12 protein-coding genes and 1 pseudogene are annotated in these 17,196 nt (G+C 69.0%); 12 read left to right on the top strand and 1 reads right to left on the bottom strand.

Annotated features, from left to right (window positions below; translation table 11 throughout):
- Nucleotides 1-356: 356 nt before the first annotated feature.
- Complete coding sequence (locus ACFWVV_RS36985) at nt 357-2,327, bottom strand: acyl-CoA dehydrogenase (RefSeq protein WP_384357317.1); 1,971 nt, start codon at nt 2,325-2,327, stop codon at nt 357-359.
- A 375-nt stretch (nt 2,328-2,702) separates the two neighbouring features.
- Here ACFWVV_RS36985 and ACFWVV_RS36980 point away from each other — a divergent pair, with 375 nt between their 5' ends.
- From ACFWVV_RS36980 to ACFWVV_RS36925, 12 genes and pseudogenes are all read left to right on the top strand, one after another.
- On the top strand, nt 2,703-3,386 hold the full coding sequence (locus ACFWVV_RS36980; protein ID WP_384357319.1) for a ScbR family autoregulator-binding transcription factor: 684 nt from the start codon (nt 2,703-2,705) through the stop codon (nt 3,384-3,386).
- 166 nt (nt 3,387-3,552) lie between these two features.
- Nucleotides 3,553-4,791 carry a cytochrome P450 gene (locus tag ACFWVV_RS36975; protein WP_384357321.1) on the top strand — a complete coding sequence of 413 codons (1,239 nt, stop codon included), beginning with the start codon at nt 3,553-3,555 and terminating at the stop codon, nt 4,789-4,791.
- A 295-nt stretch (nt 4,792-5,086) separates the two neighbouring features.
- Nucleotides 5,087-5,662 carry a ScbR family autoregulator-binding transcription factor gene (locus tag ACFWVV_RS36970; protein ID WP_384357323.1) on the top strand — a complete coding sequence of 192 codons (576 nt, stop codon included), beginning with the start codon at nt 5,087-5,089 and terminating at the stop codon, nt 5,660-5,662.
- A 303-nt stretch (nt 5,663-5,965) separates the two neighbouring features.
- Entirely contained in the window at nt 5,966-6,814 is an 849-nt protein-coding gene (locus ACFWVV_RS36965) for a BTAD domain-containing putative transcriptional regulator (RefSeq protein WP_384357325.1), read from the top strand.
- Nucleotides 6,815-6,851: 37 nt separating this feature from the next.
- Nucleotides 6,852-7,502, top strand: a complete 651-nt coding sequence (locus ACFWVV_RS36960; protein WP_384357327.1) for a ScbR family autoregulator-binding transcription factor — start codon at nt 6,852-6,854, stop codon at nt 7,500-7,502.
- Between the two features lie 851 nt (nt 7,503-8,353).
- A complete protein-coding gene (locus ACFWVV_RS36955; RefSeq protein ID WP_384357329.1) occupies nt 8,354-10,132 on the top strand; it encodes an acyl-CoA dehydrogenase in 1,779 nt (592 codons plus the stop codon).
- A gap of 59 nt (nt 10,133-10,191) precedes the next feature.
- Entirely contained in the window at nt 10,192-11,025 is an 834-nt protein-coding gene (locus ACFWVV_RS36950; RefSeq protein ID WP_384357331.1) for a 4'-phosphopantetheinyl transferase family protein, read from the top strand.
- A gap of 369 nt (nt 11,026-11,394) precedes the next feature.
- Nucleotides 11,395-13,665 (top strand): condensation domain-containing protein, encoded by a 2,271-nt coding sequence (locus tag ACFWVV_RS36945; RefSeq protein ID WP_384357333.1) that lies wholly within the window; start codon nt 11,395-11,397, stop codon nt 13,663-13,665.
- A 49-nt stretch (nt 13,666-13,714) separates the two neighbouring features.
- Nucleotides 13,715-15,253: a helix-turn-helix domain-containing protein gene (locus ACFWVV_RS36940; RefSeq protein WP_384357335.1), complete on the top strand. Its 1,539-nt coding sequence runs from the start codon at nt 13,715-13,717 to the stop codon at nt 15,251-15,253.
- A 342-nt stretch (nt 15,254-15,595) separates the two neighbouring features.
- Nucleotides 15,596-16,099: a putative phosphothreonine lyase domain-containg protein gene (locus ACFWVV_RS36935; protein ID WP_384422918.1), complete on the top strand. Its 504-nt coding sequence runs from the start codon at nt 15,596-15,598 to the stop codon at nt 16,097-16,099.
- Nucleotides 16,100-16,312: 213 nt separating this feature from the next.
- Nucleotides 16,313-16,369 (top strand): annotated as a pseudogene (locus ACFWVV_RS36930) (hypothetical protein); the annotation flags it as partial.
- Between the two features lie 75 nt (nt 16,370-16,444).
- Nucleotides 16,445-16,669: a hypothetical protein gene (locus ACFWVV_RS36925; protein WP_384357337.1), complete on the top strand. Its 225-nt coding sequence runs from the start codon at nt 16,445-16,447 to the stop codon at nt 16,667-16,669.
- The last annotated feature ends 527 nt before the right edge of the window (nt 16,670-17,196 follow it).

Raw genomic sequence — 17,196 nt, 5'->3', positions numbered from 1 at the left:
CCCGCGGCCGGAGGTCGGGCGCCCCCTGGTCGTGGGGTGGGTGGGGGGTGTGTTTCACCGCGTTATCTCTCCCCCCCCCCCCCCCACAGCCGTATCCGCAGCGACTCGAGCGACCGAAGCGACTCTCCTCCCAGGTTGCCCGTACTAGGCAGTAACCCCCTGGTGGGACCGACCGGCACCGTCGCGCAACCACTCGGGTGATTACGCCGTAATCACCCGAGGCCCCGGCCTCGGCGTCGCCGCGGTGATTACGGCGTAATCACTCCACCCCGCCCCGGCAGGTGATTACGCCGTAATCACCGCCGCCCGAGGCGGCGCCGCGACCAGCCCGCCATCCCCAAGTGATTACGCCGTAATCACTTCCCGGCCCACGCGGGCGTGCTCTCCGCCAGGAAGCCGTAGCCGTTCTCCTGAAGCATCGGGAGGGCACCGAGGAGCTCCTCCGGCAGGTCGAAGGCGTCCACCAGAGTCGTCATGTGGGGTGCGAGCTCGCAGATCAGTGCCTCGACCGCCTCGGGCAGGCAGAGGGCGTGCTCGGGGGTCAGCCGCCCCGCGGCGAGCAGATCGCCGGTGTGCTCGCCGACCTGCTGGAGCAGGAACAGCAGGCAGACGTTCTCCAGCAGGGCCCGCGTCGCCGGACCCGCAGCCCGGTCGATGGCCCGCGAGAAGGCGTCGGCCGCCCGTACGGAGGCGTGGATCCCTACCATCCGCAACGCCGCGAACGAGGCCGAGTTCCACCGCCCCAGCGGATCTCCCGCGGGCCCCCTGCGCAGCCCCGCACTCGCCCTGGTCCGCCACAGCCGCTCGGCATCCACCAGCAGTCCGCGCAGGAAGTACCGGTCCGTCAGCGGCTGCTCGGCCAGCGGTACAGGACTCTCCGCCCGCTCCGCGGTATCGGCCCCGAAGAGCAGCTCGCTGGCAGCCTTCAGCCAGACGACCAGGTTGTCGCCCTCGGCGGTGATGGTCCCCTCGGTGTACTGGGGGAAGTCGGCAAGGCCGTTCGCCGAGAACAGGGCCTGGGCCCCGCACCGCTCCCGGCACTCGGTGGTGATGGTGCGCGCCTGCCAGGTGATCCACCCCTTCATGACGGCCACCTCGCGTTCGGCCTCCACCTTCTCCTCGTGCGAACCTGCCTCGGCCCAGCGGGTGACCGTCTCACGGTGCGCGAAAGTCATGGCGTACGAGGTGACCAGCGGGCCCAGCAGTCTGCCGTGATGGCTGCGGTGGGCCTGGAGCGGGACCCGCTCGCCGGCCCTGGCCCCACTGATGTGCCGGTGCTGCGCGTAGCGCACGGCAATGGCGAGGGCGGCCCGGGAGGCACCCACCGCGGCGCCGCTCATGCAGAGCTTGCCGGTGGTGACCCGGCCGATGGAGTGCAGGAAACGCTTGCGCCGGTTGCCCAGGACGCTGGTCAGCCTGCCCTCCTCGTCCAGCCGCCCGTGCTCGGCCTCCAGCAGGGCCCCGCGGTCCAGCCGTACGTGGTCGAAGGAGGTCAGGCAGTGGTCCACCGGGGCACCCGGGCGAAAAGGCAGCAGACGTACGTTGACCCCCGGCAGTAACCCCTTCTCGTCGCTCAGCGGCACAAGGAAGAGGAAGACGCCCTCGTCGCGCCCCTCTACCAGGAGCCGCGCCGCCACCAGTGCGCTCTTGGGGCCGCCGACGGGGCTGGTGTTCGGCATGAACTTCTGGGCGCCCGGCGTCGGCGTGTGCAGGACGAAGCTGTCGGTGATGACGTCGTAATCAGCGACGGTCTCCAGGGCGCTCGCGTCGTTCCCGTGCTCCAGCTCGGTGCACAGGAACGTTCCCGTGCGGCGCATGGAGGTGAAGTCGGTGAGGTCGCGTCTCTCGGCGTCCCCGTGATCGAGGAGGCTGCCCAGGAACAGGTTGTAGTGGATGCTGGCGACGGTGCACAGCCCGCCGCCGCCGTCCACGATCGCGGCCCACTCGTGCAGGCTGGCCAGCATCTGGGGGTCTCGTGCCAGGTCCTCGGGGCTGCCGATGAGGGCGTTGACCTCCCGCAGCCGGCTGTAGGCGAGCTCGGCGCACTGAGTGGGGGAGAGGCCGCCCTGGTAGCGGAACGACTCGTCCGTGATGAACTCGCGCCACATGCCGTGGACCCGCTCCCGCTCGTCGCGGTCGAAGAGCAGATGACTCAGTTCGTCTGCGGTCGTCATGACGGTGGGGGAGTGCCGCGTCGGCCCGGGCGGCGTGCCGTGGGTCATGACGTCCCGCAGGAGCGGTGTGTCGAGCAGCGGTGTGTCCAGGAGCAGCGGCTGGTGGAGCCCGACGGGCGTCAGCTTTTCCGGGCGGTGTGTGAGCACAGACATGTTTCCCCCACAGCGTCATCACGGATCCGATGCAGGGCATGAAGATACGTACCACCCGGTTTTGTTTACAAGTCTTACGCGGTACTGAATTGCGGTCATCCTAAGGGGAATGTCTGCTTCAGAGGAGGAAACCGGTGCACATGCAGGCGGAACTTGCCCTGCTGCGCGACCATTGAAAAACCGGCTGACTGGTTTTATTCTTCTTCCGGAAACCCAAAATCTACACATGCAGGCTGTCCAGGGGTCCGATCCTGCCTCTCCACCCCTGCCACCGGGTTAATACAGCCAGTACGGAGGACGATGGCGATAAGATACGTACCGCTCGGTCTTTAATTTCTTGAGCGGTCCATGGCGGGGCACGGCACGGAGGTTGTAGTGGCGAAGCAGGAGCGAGCGGTTCGGACGCGAGACGCAATCCTGGTCGGGGCGGCGGAAGTGTTCGACGAGGTCGGCTACGAGGCGGCAGCCATCTCCGAGATCCTCAGCCGCGCCGGAGTGACCAAGGGAGCCCTCTACTTCCACTTCGCCTCGAAGAAGGAACTGGCGCAGGCAGTGCTGGCCAACCAGGTGCTCGCCATCCCGCCGGTCCCCCCGCGCGAACTCACCCTCCAGCAGGGCGTCGACGAATCACTGATGCTCGCCCACATGCTCAAGGCCGGCGACCCCATGGTGCGCGGCAGCATCCGGCTCACCGTCGACCAGGGCTCACGCCACGACGGACTGGACCGGCAGGTTCCGATGAGCGGCTGGATCGACCGCAACGCCGCCATCCTCACCGAGGCACAGGAGAAGGGAGAGCTCCTCCCCCAGGTGGACATCACCTCCGCGGCAAAGCTGTTCGCCGGGAGTTTCACCGGGGTCCAGGTCCTCTCCAAGATCATGACGGACCATGCCGACATGCCGGAACGGGTGTCGGACCTCCAGAGCCACCTGATGTCGAGCCTCGCGCTGCCCGCGGTGCTCGTACGGCTCGACATCTCACCGGAGCGGGCAGCGCAGGTGTACGAGGAAGCGGTCGAGGCACGCGAGCAGCTGCTCGCGGCCGAGGTGAGCGTCTGACCCTCTGCGGGGGAGCGGTGCCCTGCAGAAGTGATTACGGCGTAATCACTTCCCGGTCCGGCGGCAGGTGATTACGCCGTAATCACCTGCCCCGGCCCCGGCGACCCGTACGGCTGGTACGAGTACGACGCAGTGGACATCGACGCATCGACGCAGGGGTGGGGAAATGACAGACGTAACTGCATGCCCGTACGCACTGGACGTCACCGGACGTGACCTGGCCGGCGAGGCCGCCATGCTGCGGGCCCAGGGCCCCGCGGTCCAGGTGGAACTGCCCGGAGGGGTGAAGGCCTGGGCCGTCGTGGGCCAGCGGCAGGTCGAGCAGCTGCTGATCGACCCCCGGGTCTCCAAGGACGCCCGGCAGCACTGGCCAGACCTGCGCGAGGGCAAGATCACGCCGGACTGGCCGCTGTACCCCTGGGTGGCCAACGAGAACATGCTCTTCGCCTACGGGGAACAGCACTCCAGACTGCGGCGCCTGGTCGCCGGAGCCTTCACGGCCCGCCGCTCCGAAGCCCTGCGCCCCCGGGTCGAGGAAATCGCCGCCGAACTCGTCGACGACCTCGCCGCGCACTCGGCCACCACCCCCCTCGACCTGCGCGCGTCGTATGCCGAACTGCTGCCCATGCGGGTGATCTGCGAGCTCTTCGGCGTCCCGCAGGGTGCCGCCACCAAGGCACTGTGCACCGCGCTGCACACCGTGTTCAGCACCACGGTCTCCGCGCAGGAGATGGAAGCGGCCCGGATGGAGGCGTTCGGCCTGCTCGCCGCGCACGTCGCCACCAAGCGCGCAGAGCCCGGCGAGGACCTGACCTCCCTGCTGATCCAGGCTCGCGACGAGGGCGACCGGCTCAGCGAGAGCGAACTCCTGGGCACCCTCTACCTGATGATCGCGGGCGGCCAGGACACCACGGCCGCCCTGATCACCAACGCCGTCGGAGCGCTGCTCACCCACCCGGAGAGCCTTGAACACGTACGCGCCGGCCGGGCCGGCTGGGACGACGTGGCCGCCGAGACGATGCGGGTGCACACTCCCGGCGCGTACTCGCCGATGCGGTTCGCAGTCGAGGACATCGACCTGGACGGAGTGCGCATCGCCCAGGGCGACCCGATCCTCGTCTCCTTCGCCGCCGGCGGACTGGACCCGGAGCGGTACGGGGAGGGGGCGGCGGACTTCGACCTGCTGCGCACCGACCGCGACACCCTGGGCTACGGGCACGGCGTGCACCGCTGCATGGGAGTTCCGCTGGCCCGGGTGGAGGCGACCGCCGCTTTCTCCGCCCTCTTCACCCGCTTTCCCGACCTCAGCCTCGCCTGCGCCCCTGACGAACTCCGGCCGATGCCCACCTTCCTCATGAACACCTACCGGGAACTGCCCGTCCTGCTCGGCGACCAGGCGCGCTGACCCGGGGCCCGTCGGCCTCCTCGCACGAACCCGGCAATCTGCGACCTGCGCCCTGCAACCTGCAACCCGTACGACGTGACCGGAGCTCCGCGGCCCGCGACTGGGCCGCGGAGCCTTTTTCATGGCGCGCAGGTGATGACGCCGTAATCACCCGGCATGGCGGCGAAGTGATTACGGCGTAATCACCCCTGCACGCTCTACACCTACAAACCGCATAAGCGGTTTGTTACTCTTGATGATCAAGGTACGGTGGCCGCCGTCGCCTGCAGCCACCGAAAACCTCAGGAGAGAGCAGATGGTCAAACAGGAGCGTGCGATACGTACTCGTGAGTCGCTGATACTTGCCGCCGCCGAGGTCTTCGCCGAAGAGGGGTACGTGCCCGCCTCGCTGACCACGATCAGCCGCCGGGCCGGGGTGAGCAACGGCGCGCTGCACTTCCACTTCGAGAACAAGCAGTCACTCGCCCTGGCCGTCGAGACGGAGGCCGCCCGGAAGGTGGGCGCGATCACCGAGGCGGCGTCCCGGGCCGGGGGAGGGGTGCTCCAGGAGCTCGTCGAGGCGACGCACGCACTGATGGGCAGACTCGCGCAGGACGTCGTGGTCAGGGCCGGCTTCGAGCTGGGCGGTGGCCTCTCGAAAGGGTCCGGCGCGTGCCGCAGGGGCTGGCAGCGGTGGGTCGAGGAGGCGCTGTCCCGGGCCGAACGGGAGGGCGCCCTCGCGGAAGGCGTCTCACCGGAGGACGCCGCCGGTGCGATCGTGGCCGCCACCGTGGGGTTCGAGGTGCTGGGGGCCCAGGACCCCGACTGGTACACGGGGCGGAAGGTCACCGGGTTCTGGGACCTGCTGTTGCCGCGCCTGTCACACGAGTAAGCGAGAAAAATCAGACCGTCCGGTCTCGCTCTCCTGTCTACTTCATACCACTCGGTCTTCTCCCTGCCAGAGATCCCGCGCTGCCCGCCTCGACGGATGAAGATCAAAAATCCCCAAATGCCCTCCAGGACGGGCAGAGTTCCGCAGGACTGCTCACTCCGGCGCGACTATAGGGGCGCTTGAGCGGCTCGCGAGATCCTAAGAAAACAGCATGGACGGTTTAGTATTGACAGACCGGTTGGCCTGTTTTTAACTGGGTGTGTACCCGAGTGGCGATCAGCAGCTCCGAAGAGGGGAAACGGCGTGGACATCGCAGTACTGGGCCCGTTGGCCGTCAGGGAGAACGGGATCTCGGTGACGCCGACAGCCCCCAAGCCGCGACAGGTGCTGGCCCTGCTGGCCCTGCACGCCGACGAAGTCGTCCCCGTGGCCTCACTCGTCGAGGAACTCTGGGGGGACCGGGCACCACGCAGTGCCCGCACCACCCTCCAGACGTACGTACTCCAGCTGCGCGAGATGATCGCGACGGCCCTCGCCCACGACCCGGAGGGCACCGCCCCGCGCATCGCCAAGGACGTCCTCGTGACCGCCCCCGGCGGCTATGTACTGCACACCTCGGGCGGCACCAGCGACGTCCGCGAGTTCGAGCGGCTCGCCGGGATCGGCTACCGGGCCATGGACGCCGGCGACTTCCCGCGCGCGGCCCGCGAGCTGAGCCAGGCCCTCGCCCTGTGGAACGGCTCCGCCCTCGCCGACGTCACCGCAGGACCGCAACTGGAGATGCAGACGCGGCGCCTGGAGGAAACCTGGCTGTGCGCCCTCGACCAGCGCATAGAGGCCGACCTGCGACTCGGCCGGCACCGCGAACTGCTCGCCGAACTCACCGTGCTGGTCAGCCGCTACCGCACGCACGAGAACCTGCACGGCCAGTTCATGCTCGCCCTGCACCGCTCCGGCCGCCGCAGCGAGGCGCTCGACGTCTACCAGCGACTGCGCCAGACCCTGGTGCGCGAACTCGGCCTGGAACCGTCCGCGGGACTGCGCCGGCTCCAGCGCTCGATCCTGATGGCAGGACCCGAACAGCCGCTGGACGCCGCCGCACCCGCCACGCCCGCCGCCCCCGGCGCGGAGCGACTGAGCCGGGTGAGCTGAGGAGACAGCAGCGGGGAGCGGAAGGAGAGGGACCACGATGCAGGCCAGATCGGAGCAGACCCGGCGCAAGCTGGTGCTGGCCGGAGCGGAAATGTTCTGCCGCAAGGGGTACGCGAACGCCACGCTCGGAGAGATCGTCGCCGCCGCGGGCATGACGAAGGGGGCGCTGTACTTCCACTTCGTCTCCAAGGAGCGGCTCGCCGACGCGGTGCAGGAGCAGGGCCGCACCATGCTGCAGGACTTCGTGCACGAGCGCCGGCAGACGGGGGAGCCCCCCGTGCAGGTGCTCATCGACCTGACGCACTGGCTGGTACGGGCACGCTGCGAGGACCCCGTGGTACGCGCCGCCTTCCGCATCGCCCACGAATGCGTCGGCCGTCGGCTGGCCGCAACCGACTTCCAGCAGGTCTGGCTCACCGAGGTACTGCGGCTGACCGCCGAGGCCCGCACGGCCGGCGACCTGAACGACCACGCGGGCCGGGAAACCACCGAAGCGCTGCTCCCGGCAGCGGTGTGCGGTATCGGAGCCCTGTCGGGAACCGGCTCGACGTACGACCAACTCCGCGGCAGAACAAGGGAGTTGTGGACCGCCCTGCTTCCGGTACTGGTCCCGCGGGGCGACGCCGCCCGCTACCGCGTCGACCCGACCACCACACCACGCACCCTCGCCTCCACAACACTCCTCTGACCCACCCCGCTTGCCGGGGCCCACATTTCTCAGGCCTCTCACGCGTCTGGGCCTCTCACGTGTCCGAGGCCCCCGGGGCGTCTCGGCCCTCACGCGTCGGGGCCCCGGGAAGTCCCAGCCCCGAGGCCCGGCCGCCCATGCCGAGGCCCGGCCGCCCACGCGGACCCCCGGTTGCTCCCCGGCACTTCCCTTCCTGATGAGCCCCAGGCATACACAAAGTGCTGCTGCCCCTGACCTTCCGGGCTCCTGCTCTTCCGGGCTCCGGGCACCTTGGCCTTCCGGGCTCCGGGCTCCGGGCTCCGGGCACCTTGGTCTCCCGGGCATCTTGGCCTTCCGGGCTCCGGGCACCTGGCATCTTGGCCTTCCGGGCACCTTGGCCTTCCGGTATCCCCACGCCCATCGGACGCCCCCGCCCCTTTCCAGCCCTGCCCTCCGCCCCAGCCTGCCGGATACCTGGGCCTCCCCGTCACCTGTGCTCCCAGGTGTCACCTGTGCGACCTGATACCTCGCGTCCCGAATGCCCCTGTCCTTGGGACCCGGCCGCCCCCTTCTCGCTGCCTACGGGACGCACCCCACCCCTTTTGCACCCCTGCCCCCCGGGCACCAGGCTTGCTCCGTCACCGACGCCACCCCGCCACTCCACCTCCTCCCGCCACTCCACCTCCTCCCACTGCGCCCCACCTCCTCCCGCCACTCCACCTCCTCCCACTGCGCCCCACCGCTCCTCCCCAAACAGCTGCCCTGCCCGATCCGCGATCTGGCACGGCAGCCGCCCGCACCTCCGGCAGCTCTCAGCGACCACTGGACCGGTTCTCCGTCGGTTCTCAAGCGAAGGTCGTCACAGTGCCACCATGACCACGATCGCCGAGAGAACCGACACGTCGGGCACCCCCGGCACGAGCACCGCTCACGGCAGCCACCCCGCCGACGCGCTCGTACGGGCCGCCAGGCTCGAAGCACTGCTCGGCGACCCCTACGATCAGGCCAACCCCCACGGACTACAGGCCCTGTTCGCCGCCGACGCCCGGCGCGAACCCCCCGCCGAAACCGAGGCGCTCCTCGACGCACACCACGTCGGCGCCGAATTCGTACCCGCCGCTCAAGGCGGCCTGCTCACCCGCGCCGACCACCTCGTACGCGCCCTGCGCCCGGTCTTCCGCCGCGACCTCGCCCTCGGCTTCGGCCACGGGATCACCTCCTTGTTCGCCGCCGGAGTCGTCTGGGCCGCAGGCAGCGAACACCAGCGCCGGTACGTCGCCGCCCGACTGCTGGACGGCGGCCGCGCCACCACCCTCCACCACGAACTCGCCCATGCGAACGCGATCCTGCGGCACGAGTTCACCGCCCGCCCCGGCTCCACCCCCGGCAGCTACCTGCTCGGCGGCCGCAAGGACGTCATCATCAACGCGAGCCGCGCCGACCTCCAGATCGTGTACGCCCGCACCGACCCCGCCCGCGGCCCCCGCAGCCACTCCGTACTCCTCCTGGACCCGGCCCGGCACCAGCCTCACCACGCCCAGCACCTGCCCCGGGTAGACATACCGGGCATGCGCGGAGCGCTGTTCAGCGGCCTGGAGTTCCACGACTGCCCCGTCCCCGCCGGTGCCCTCGTCGGCCCGGCGGGAGCCGGAGTCGCCCTGGCTTTGCGCACCTTCCAGGTCAACCGCAGCCTGGTCTGCGGCGCGGTCACCGCCGCCGCCGACACCGTGCTGCGCTCCGCGGTCAGAGCCGCGACCGAAGGCCGCGGCGGCCGGCCCGTCGCCCGCCGCTGGCACAAACCCCTCGCAGGAGTCTTCGCCGACCTGCTGGCCTGCGACAGCATGAGCACCGTCGCCCTGCGAGCGCTCAGCCTGCTGCCCGCCGGCGCCCACGTCTTCGCCGCCGCCACCAAGTACGTGGTGCCCGACCTGCTCCGCGAGAACTTCGAAGAACTCGCCCCCGTCCTCGGCACCCACGGCTACGACCACAGCAGCCCCGAATACGGCGCACTCGGCAAACTCGCCCGCGACCTCCCCATCGCAGGCTTCGGACACGCCGGCCGTGCCTCCTGCCAAGCCGCCCTCGTACCGCAACTGCGCAACCTGGCCGAGCGGTCCTGGTTCGCCGAACCGGAACCGCCGTCCGCTCTCTTCCGCAGCGGCGCGCCCCTGCCCGACCTGGACTACCAGCTGCTCGGCATCGCGGGCGGCGGCGACTTCATGGCCGCCTCCCTCGTCGGCTCCGCTTCGCGCCTCGCCGCCGCCCACGGTGCCGGCGGACACATCGCCGCACTCGCCGTACTCGCCGAAGAATTCGTAGGCGAACTGCGCACCCTCCAGGAACAGTGCCGCCGCCTGCCCACCTCCGGCGCGGCCCTCGCCGACTCCGCCGTGGCCGTCCTCAGCGACCGCTACTGCCACCTCGTCGGCGCGGCGGCCGTTCTCGGCGTCTGGGAGGGCCAGGACGGCAGCGACCCCTTCCTCGCCAACCCGGCCTGGGCGGTGCTCGCCCTCACCCGGATCGGCGGCCAGCTCGGCATCCCGATGCCCGAACTGCCCGAAGGCTGCCAGGAACAGGTCCTGGCAGAACTCGTACGCCGCTACCGGGACGGCCGCAGCTACGACCTCGACGCGACCGCCCCCACCCCATGACACCTCCACCCCCCGCACCCCTCACCACCGCCCGGCACCCACGGAAGGCAGGGACGACATTGACCAACACCCCGTTGCCCGGCGCGGAGCGCATCGCACAACCCGTCCACATCAGCGGACCGGACGCCCCCTGGCACCACGTACGCGAATCCATGGACCGCCACGGCAACGCCGTCGTCCACACCACCTGGGGCGAATGGCTCACCACCCTCGTCACCGACCCCACCCTGCGCACCCTGCTCGGCCGCGACTGGCAGCGCTACCGGCGAACCGAGGACCCCACCACCCGCTACCGCTTCGTCGCCTCCCGGCTCGCCACCAAATACACCGCCGCCGCCGCCCTGCACATCGCCCCGGCCGGCATCGACCTCGCCTACAAGGCAGGAGGCCGGCCCTACCTGCGCGGACTCGACCAGATCGACATCAGCCTCACCCACACCGAAGACCTGATCGCCGTCGGCATCAGCCGCGACGGCCGCATCGGAGTCGACTCCGAACCCACCGACCGGCGCATGTCCTACGACCTGGTCCAGAGCCAGGTGCTCACCCCCGCCGAACGCGCCGAACTCGAAGAACTCCCCGAAAAAGAACGCGCCGCCGCACTGCTCTGCCTGTGGACCCTGAAAGAGGCCTACACCAAGGCACTCGGCCAGGGAATGCGGCTCGGCTTCACCAAGTTCGGCTTCGGCGCGGGCAACGGCGCACTGCGCGCCCCCGACGGCAGCCCCGCAACCGAGGACGAATGGGCCTTCGTCACGCACCAGGTCCTGGGCGGCCGGTACCTGCTCAGCGTGGCCCGCCAGGACGCGGGCCTGAACAGCTCACCCGACACGGCGGCACACACCATGTTCGACGAAGGATTCATGGAAGCCGTCGCGGAACTCCTCGACTGAGACTGAGCCATCCGGCTGCCGTCCCACAGCCGCACGCCCCTGTCCGGTACAGGATGGTTCGTGCTGCGCTCGAACCACACTCAAGGAGCCGGGCGCACCCTCGCGCGCGCGACTACCGTACGAAACGGTGGGTGCGTGTGCGAAGGCGAGGAGGCCGAAAATGGCGGAGCTCGACGCAACTCCTCGTCCGCACTGCCCACCCCGTGGGACGGGGTGCTGCCCCCTGGCCGCCCCGTCCCCCACCACCCCCTTCCACCCCGCACCACTGGGGTCGCCATGGACACGAACGGGCCGCACTCCGGGTACTCGTTTCGCAGCGGCGAAGGAGGGGAAGGACAGGTTCCGCCGCATGGGCAGCGGAGAAAGCGCGTGGACGCACGCGCACGCACGCGGACGTACCCGCCCCCGGAGAAGATGACCGCCGACCACACCCCACCCGGCGACGAACTGATCGTCGTCGTCGACCTCACCGGGCCCACCGCGCCTACCGGACCCACCGGGCCCACCGGGCCCACCGGGCCCACCGGCAAAGCCGAACACGCCCTACCCGTACTGGAGCTGTACGGCCCGCTGGACCCCCACCGGCTCGAAGCCGCCCTGGACCGCATCGACCGTGCAACCCTCCGCCCCACCCGCGAACCACTGTGGCTCCACCGCCTCGAACACCACGGCCCCGGCCGCCACACACTGCGGCTCACCCCCGCGAAACCACCGGAACCACCCGTCGACTTCCCGGCAGGGCTGCTCGCAGGCCTTCTCACCCACACACCGCCCGCCGGACCCGCGGGCCGCAGGCTCACCCCCTCCCCACTGCAACGCGAACTGATCGCCGACACCGACGCCCACCCAGGCAGAGGCCGCCACACCGAACAACTCGCCTTCACCTGGCAGGGCCCGCTCGACCTCGACCGGTTCACTGCCGCCTGGCAGTCCGTCTTCGACCACGAAAGCGTGCTGCGCACCACATTCGAAGACGGCCCACAGCCCGACCTCATGACACGCGACCGGCTCACCCCCGAAGTCGTACGACTGTCCTACGACAACACGGACTGGCCCACGGCCATCGAAGCGGACCGCCACCGCGGAATCGACCCACGAAGCCAAGGCCCCCTACGCATCACCATCCTGAGCCCCACACCCCCCCACCCAACCCCCACCCCACCCCCGCCCACCGACATCACCCCCACCACCCCAACCGTCCCCACCAACCCGGCCACAAGCTCCCCCACCACCACCCCCACCAACCCACCCACCCCCACCCGCATCCTCCTCACCTTCCACCACACCCTCCTCGACGGCTGGAGCGTGCGGATCCTGCTGCACGAGTTCTACCGCGCCTACCTCGCCGGCGGCACGCTCCCCGGCGGCGAACGCCGGCCCGACATCGGCGACTACCTGCACTGGCTCGCGGCACAGGACACCACCCCCGCCCAGGAATGGTGGGCCGGAGCCGACCTGGCCCCCGGCACGGACCCCGGCGCCACCCTCCCCACCCCCACCAGCCACAGCACGGGCACCGCCTACGCCCGCACCCGCCTCACCACCGGACAAGCCGCACGCCTCAACGCATGGGCCACCGGACTCGGCAGCCCCGAAAGCATCGTCCTGCACGCCGTATGGGCACTCCTCCTCTACCGGACCCGAGGCACCCAAGCCCCCGCCCGCATCCGCTTCCACGCCACCGTCTCCGGCCGCGGCATCCCCTTCAGCAGCATCGAACGACTGCCCGCCCCCCTGCGCAACCCCCTGCCGGTCACCGTCGACATCGACCCCCGCACCACCCTGCGCGCCCTCCTGGACGCACTGCGCGACCAGGCCGTGGACCGCTCCGCCTACGAATGGGTCACAGCAGGCCAGACCCGGGCCTGGTCGGGACAGCGCGACACACCCACGACAGGCAGCCTGCTCATCTTCGAGAACCGGCGGTACGAGGACAACGGCCTCACCAGGCGCCTCGCCGACGAGGGCATCCGAGTAGGCTCCGCCGAAACCCTCGGAGCCCACACCGCATACCCCCTCACCCTCACCGCCCAGCACACCGACGAAGGCGCCCTCGCCCTCACCGCCACATACGACCGCACCCGCCTCACCAGCGCCGAACAACTCCTCACCCACACCGCGCACCTCCTGCGCAGACTCCCCGCCGAGGCAGACCGGGCCACCACCGTCGGACACCTCATCGGACTGCTCAAAGACCTCCCCCAACAACCACCGACCACCCCCGCCCCTACCCCCTCCCGCACCCGCGCCCGCGCCTACACCGAGGACTCCACCGCACCCCCACTGGTCGTACTGCGCCCGGCCACCAGCCCCGGCGCGGGCACCGTCTGCCTCGTCCAGACACCCACCGCCCACCGCTCCGCCCACACCCGCCTCGTCAAGGCCTACCAAGGACCCGAAGCAGTGGCCCTCCTGCGCCCGGCGGACCTACCACGGCTGCGCGACGCCGTCCTGCGGGCCCTGGCCGACGGCCCCGTAGTGCTCGGCGGCTTCTCCGGCGCAGGAGTGATCGCCTATGACGTCGCCAGGTCAGTCGCGGCATTCGGCGCCCGCGCACCCCTGGTGGTACTCACCGGAGCGGAAACAGCGGCAGCCGACTTCGTCCGTACCCTTGAGGACATGGCACGGCGCGCCCGGTAACAGCGCCGGCCAAGCGATGCGAAATGACCATGAACAAAGGAACCGTCCGGTGAGTGACTTCGACGCGATCGACTCGCTGCTGTCGGGTGTCGCCCCGCTGGCACCGCTTCCCACCCCAGAAGTACGCCGCGAGCTGCGCGAGCGCGCCCACCTGTCCAAGGCACAGGTGGCCAGGGCGCTCGGAGTGAGCCCGTCCACGGTGACCGGCTGGGAGACGGGGCGCGACCCGGTCGGCGAGATCCGGCAGAAGTACGCATACCTGCTGGACGGACTCCAGACAAAGCTGGACACGGAGACCACACCACAGCAACCCACCGGGGCACCGAAACCGGCATCGGAACCCGCCCCCGAGCCGACCACCCCGCCCGCCCCCGAGACCGAGGGCTACGACGACGTCGAGACCCTGGCCGAGCCCGAGCCATGTGTCCTGTGCGGCCTCCCCGCCCGCCACCGAATGGACGGCTTCACCCAGCACCTGGACCCCACCGAGTGCCGGCCGACGCCGACCACACCAAAACCCACTCCGCAAAAGGAAGTTGCAGTCACCCCGGCAACCCCCGAGCCCATCGCCCAACCGCACCCCCGCCCGGCCAACGGAAGGCCCAAGCCACCCCGCGGGCGCGCCTTCCAGCCCGAGTCCGGCCCCGGCGACCTCATCACCTCCACCGTCGAAGCCGCCCTCAGCGAGAACCGAGGCGACGTCGAGGCCGCTACGGCCGCCTTGCTCAAGCGGGCCATCCCGGACGCGATGCGCCTGCTGGACGAAACCCGCAAGGGCGGCCGGTACGACGTAGTAGCCCACCCGTGGATCCCCGACATCCTGCGCAAGCAGACCTCCAAGGGCGCCGACCAGGTCTGGGAAGCCCGTCCGAAGTGGACCCGCCGCACCGTCCCGCCGAGCACACACGAAGTGACCGCGCTCGATATGAACGGCGCGTATCTCTCCGCCCTGAAGACGCATCTCCCGCTCGGCCAGCTGGAACACTCCACCGGCTTTGACCACGATCGTCGCCGAGCCGGTGTCCACCTCATCACCCCGGCCGCCTGGGAACACGAAGATGTGCTCCCCAACCCCCTCGGCAACCGCGACGAACCCGGCCCGCTCTGGGTCACGGAACCCACCCTGCGCCTGCTCCTACGTCTCTCCGGCCCCAAGCACGGCTTGTGCGACCCGCCCGAGATCCACGAGTCGTACACCTCCGGTTCGACGGAGGGTCTGTTGGAGAAGTTCCGTGTCGTTCTCAAGGAGGCCCGTGACAGGGCGATCGCCGAGAACGACGAGGTGACGCTGGAGTACGTGAAGGCGATGTATTCCAAGTTCGTTTCGACGATGGGGGAGTCGAATTACAACCGTGAGCTCTACCGCCCGGACTGGATGCACCTCATCCGCTCCCAGGCTTTTGCGAACCTCTGGACGAAGGCCCTCAAGGCCCATGATGAAGGTCTGCATGTAATCCGTGTCATGGGTACCGACGAACTCCACGTTGTCGGAGACTGGCGGCGCGTTTTCGCCGAGGGCCGCGGGGTTACGGAGGTGAAGGTCAAGGACACCTACACCATCGCCGACACCGGCAGCGCCCAAGAGTAACGGCCCGCCATGAATGTCGGACGTTGTGAAGTTCGCTCGTCGCGAGGGGCAGCACGCCCGGTCAGAGCAGGAGTCCATCACAATAAGCCCGGCTGAGGACTGGGACTTACCACCCCGGCGGCCTCCAGCCCAACCGGTCCACCGTGACCGCATCCTGTCAGCAGGACAACCAGCCTCCGTTCCACCCGGGTCAAGTTTGTCACCAAGGTTGGCGTCACTCTGCAGTACCCACGGGCGGGCGCCTGTCGCAGGTCTGACGAGGTCGCAAAAACATCCCGCTGCCAAGCGTCGTTGGCAGAGAGAGTACGTCGGGACCACGCGAGAAGACGGGCGGTAAGGGCAGTGAGTGAGACAGACAGGGCAGGATTGCCAGCCCCGAGAGGCCCTGGGTGGACAGACCTTGTTCGGGCCCCTGACCGTCTCGACGAGGGCTTGGACGAGTTCGGTAACCGAGTCGTGGGCAAGTGGATGCCCAAGGGCATCAACCGGCCGCTGTGGGAGCGGATCAGCGGCGCCACGATCGAGGGTTATCTCGGAATTGGGTCCAAGGTCCTGAAAAACTTCACCTTGGCGTGTGTTTATACTCGCGATTATCGTGACTTAGATGATCTTGTGCGCGTTTTGGGTGTGTTGCGTGAGTTAGGTGTTGTGGGGTGGGTTGATTACAAGCGGGACTGCGATACAGGTAGGGGGTTGTATGGGCGGGGGGCCGTGTACTGGCAGTCTCCGCCGGGGTCTGTGCGTATTGAGGCTCCTAGGTGGTCGGCCGGCCGTGAAATGGATCAGGAGGGTTTTCCCTTGAATGGCGGGGCAAGGGTAGGGCAGCGCGGTAACTGGTGGCGGTGAGTAGGATTATCGATTTCTTTTCGTCAATGGTCAGTTGGCGGCAGCGGGGTGATGGGTGCAGAGGGTTTGGGTTCTTCCGTGTGGGGTGGTCCCCCAGTCTTGTAAGTTTTCTGTTCATCAGGTGACCGAGTACAACGGTGACCTGTTAGTGGGGGCCACCGAGTTCGACCACCTCCTCAAACCACCCTCGCCACCCACCCACGCACCCTCGTCCTGGACGAAGCCCAGTGGCTCCAGAGTGATCAGCTGGAGTACGTCCGCTACCTCTGGGATGACCCCTCCAGCCAGCTTGCGGTCGTCTTCGTCGGCGGCGAGGGCTGCTACCACGCGCTGCGCAAAGAGCCGATGCTGTCCTCCCGCATCTTCATCTGGCAGCACGTCACCCGCCTCACCCCCGACGAAGTCCTCGACGTCATCCCGCTCTACCACCCCATCTGGGCCGACGCCGACCCCGACGACATCACCTTCGCCGACAGCCGCGCCGCCCACGGCAACTTCCGCAACTGGGCCCGCCTGACCGCCCATACCCAGACTGCCCTGCACCGCACCGGGAGCACCCGAGTCGAATAAGAAGTCCTCCGCTGGGCCTTCAGCCGTCTCGGCAGTGCCTGACCACCCAGCCCAGTCCGTAACAATCAACTAGCCTAGGAAAAAAGCCAGTTGATGCAGAAGAGACCCTTCACGAGAACTAGACCGCTTCTCCTGGCATGCCGGGAGAAGGCCTCTCTGATCTCTCGAAGATCAGTTAGATTTTTCTGCATCCAAAGAGCAGAGGCGCACATCAGCTCCGCTATGCTCGAAACCTGAGAGAGCCCCCGGCCCTTCGGGAGAGCGGACGGCCCTCCGCTCAAAGCCCTTCTGAGAGATCCAGCACCCGGAATTGCCTATCCGAGCAGACGGCCTGTCAACTCCCGCGCACAGCTGCGTATTTAGGAATCCGCGGAGAGGTTTCCGTCAGGCTGGATCGCGGAGCGATCTGAGCCGCTGGGCCACGGAGTGGACCGGCAAGCCGGAGCGGAGCGCCGGCAGCATCGCGGAGCGATGCATGTATTCCGCCGCGTAGCGGCGGCGCGTCGTGTCTGCGGAGCAGACCCTGT

The organism is Streptomyces sp. NPDC058663 (assembly GCF_042716745.1).
Lineage (GTDB): Bacteria > Actinomycetota > Actinomycetes > Streptomycetales > Streptomycetaceae > Streptomyces.
Note: the sequence above shows the minus strand (reverse complement) of the source record. Positions and strands in the feature narration are given on the sequence as shown.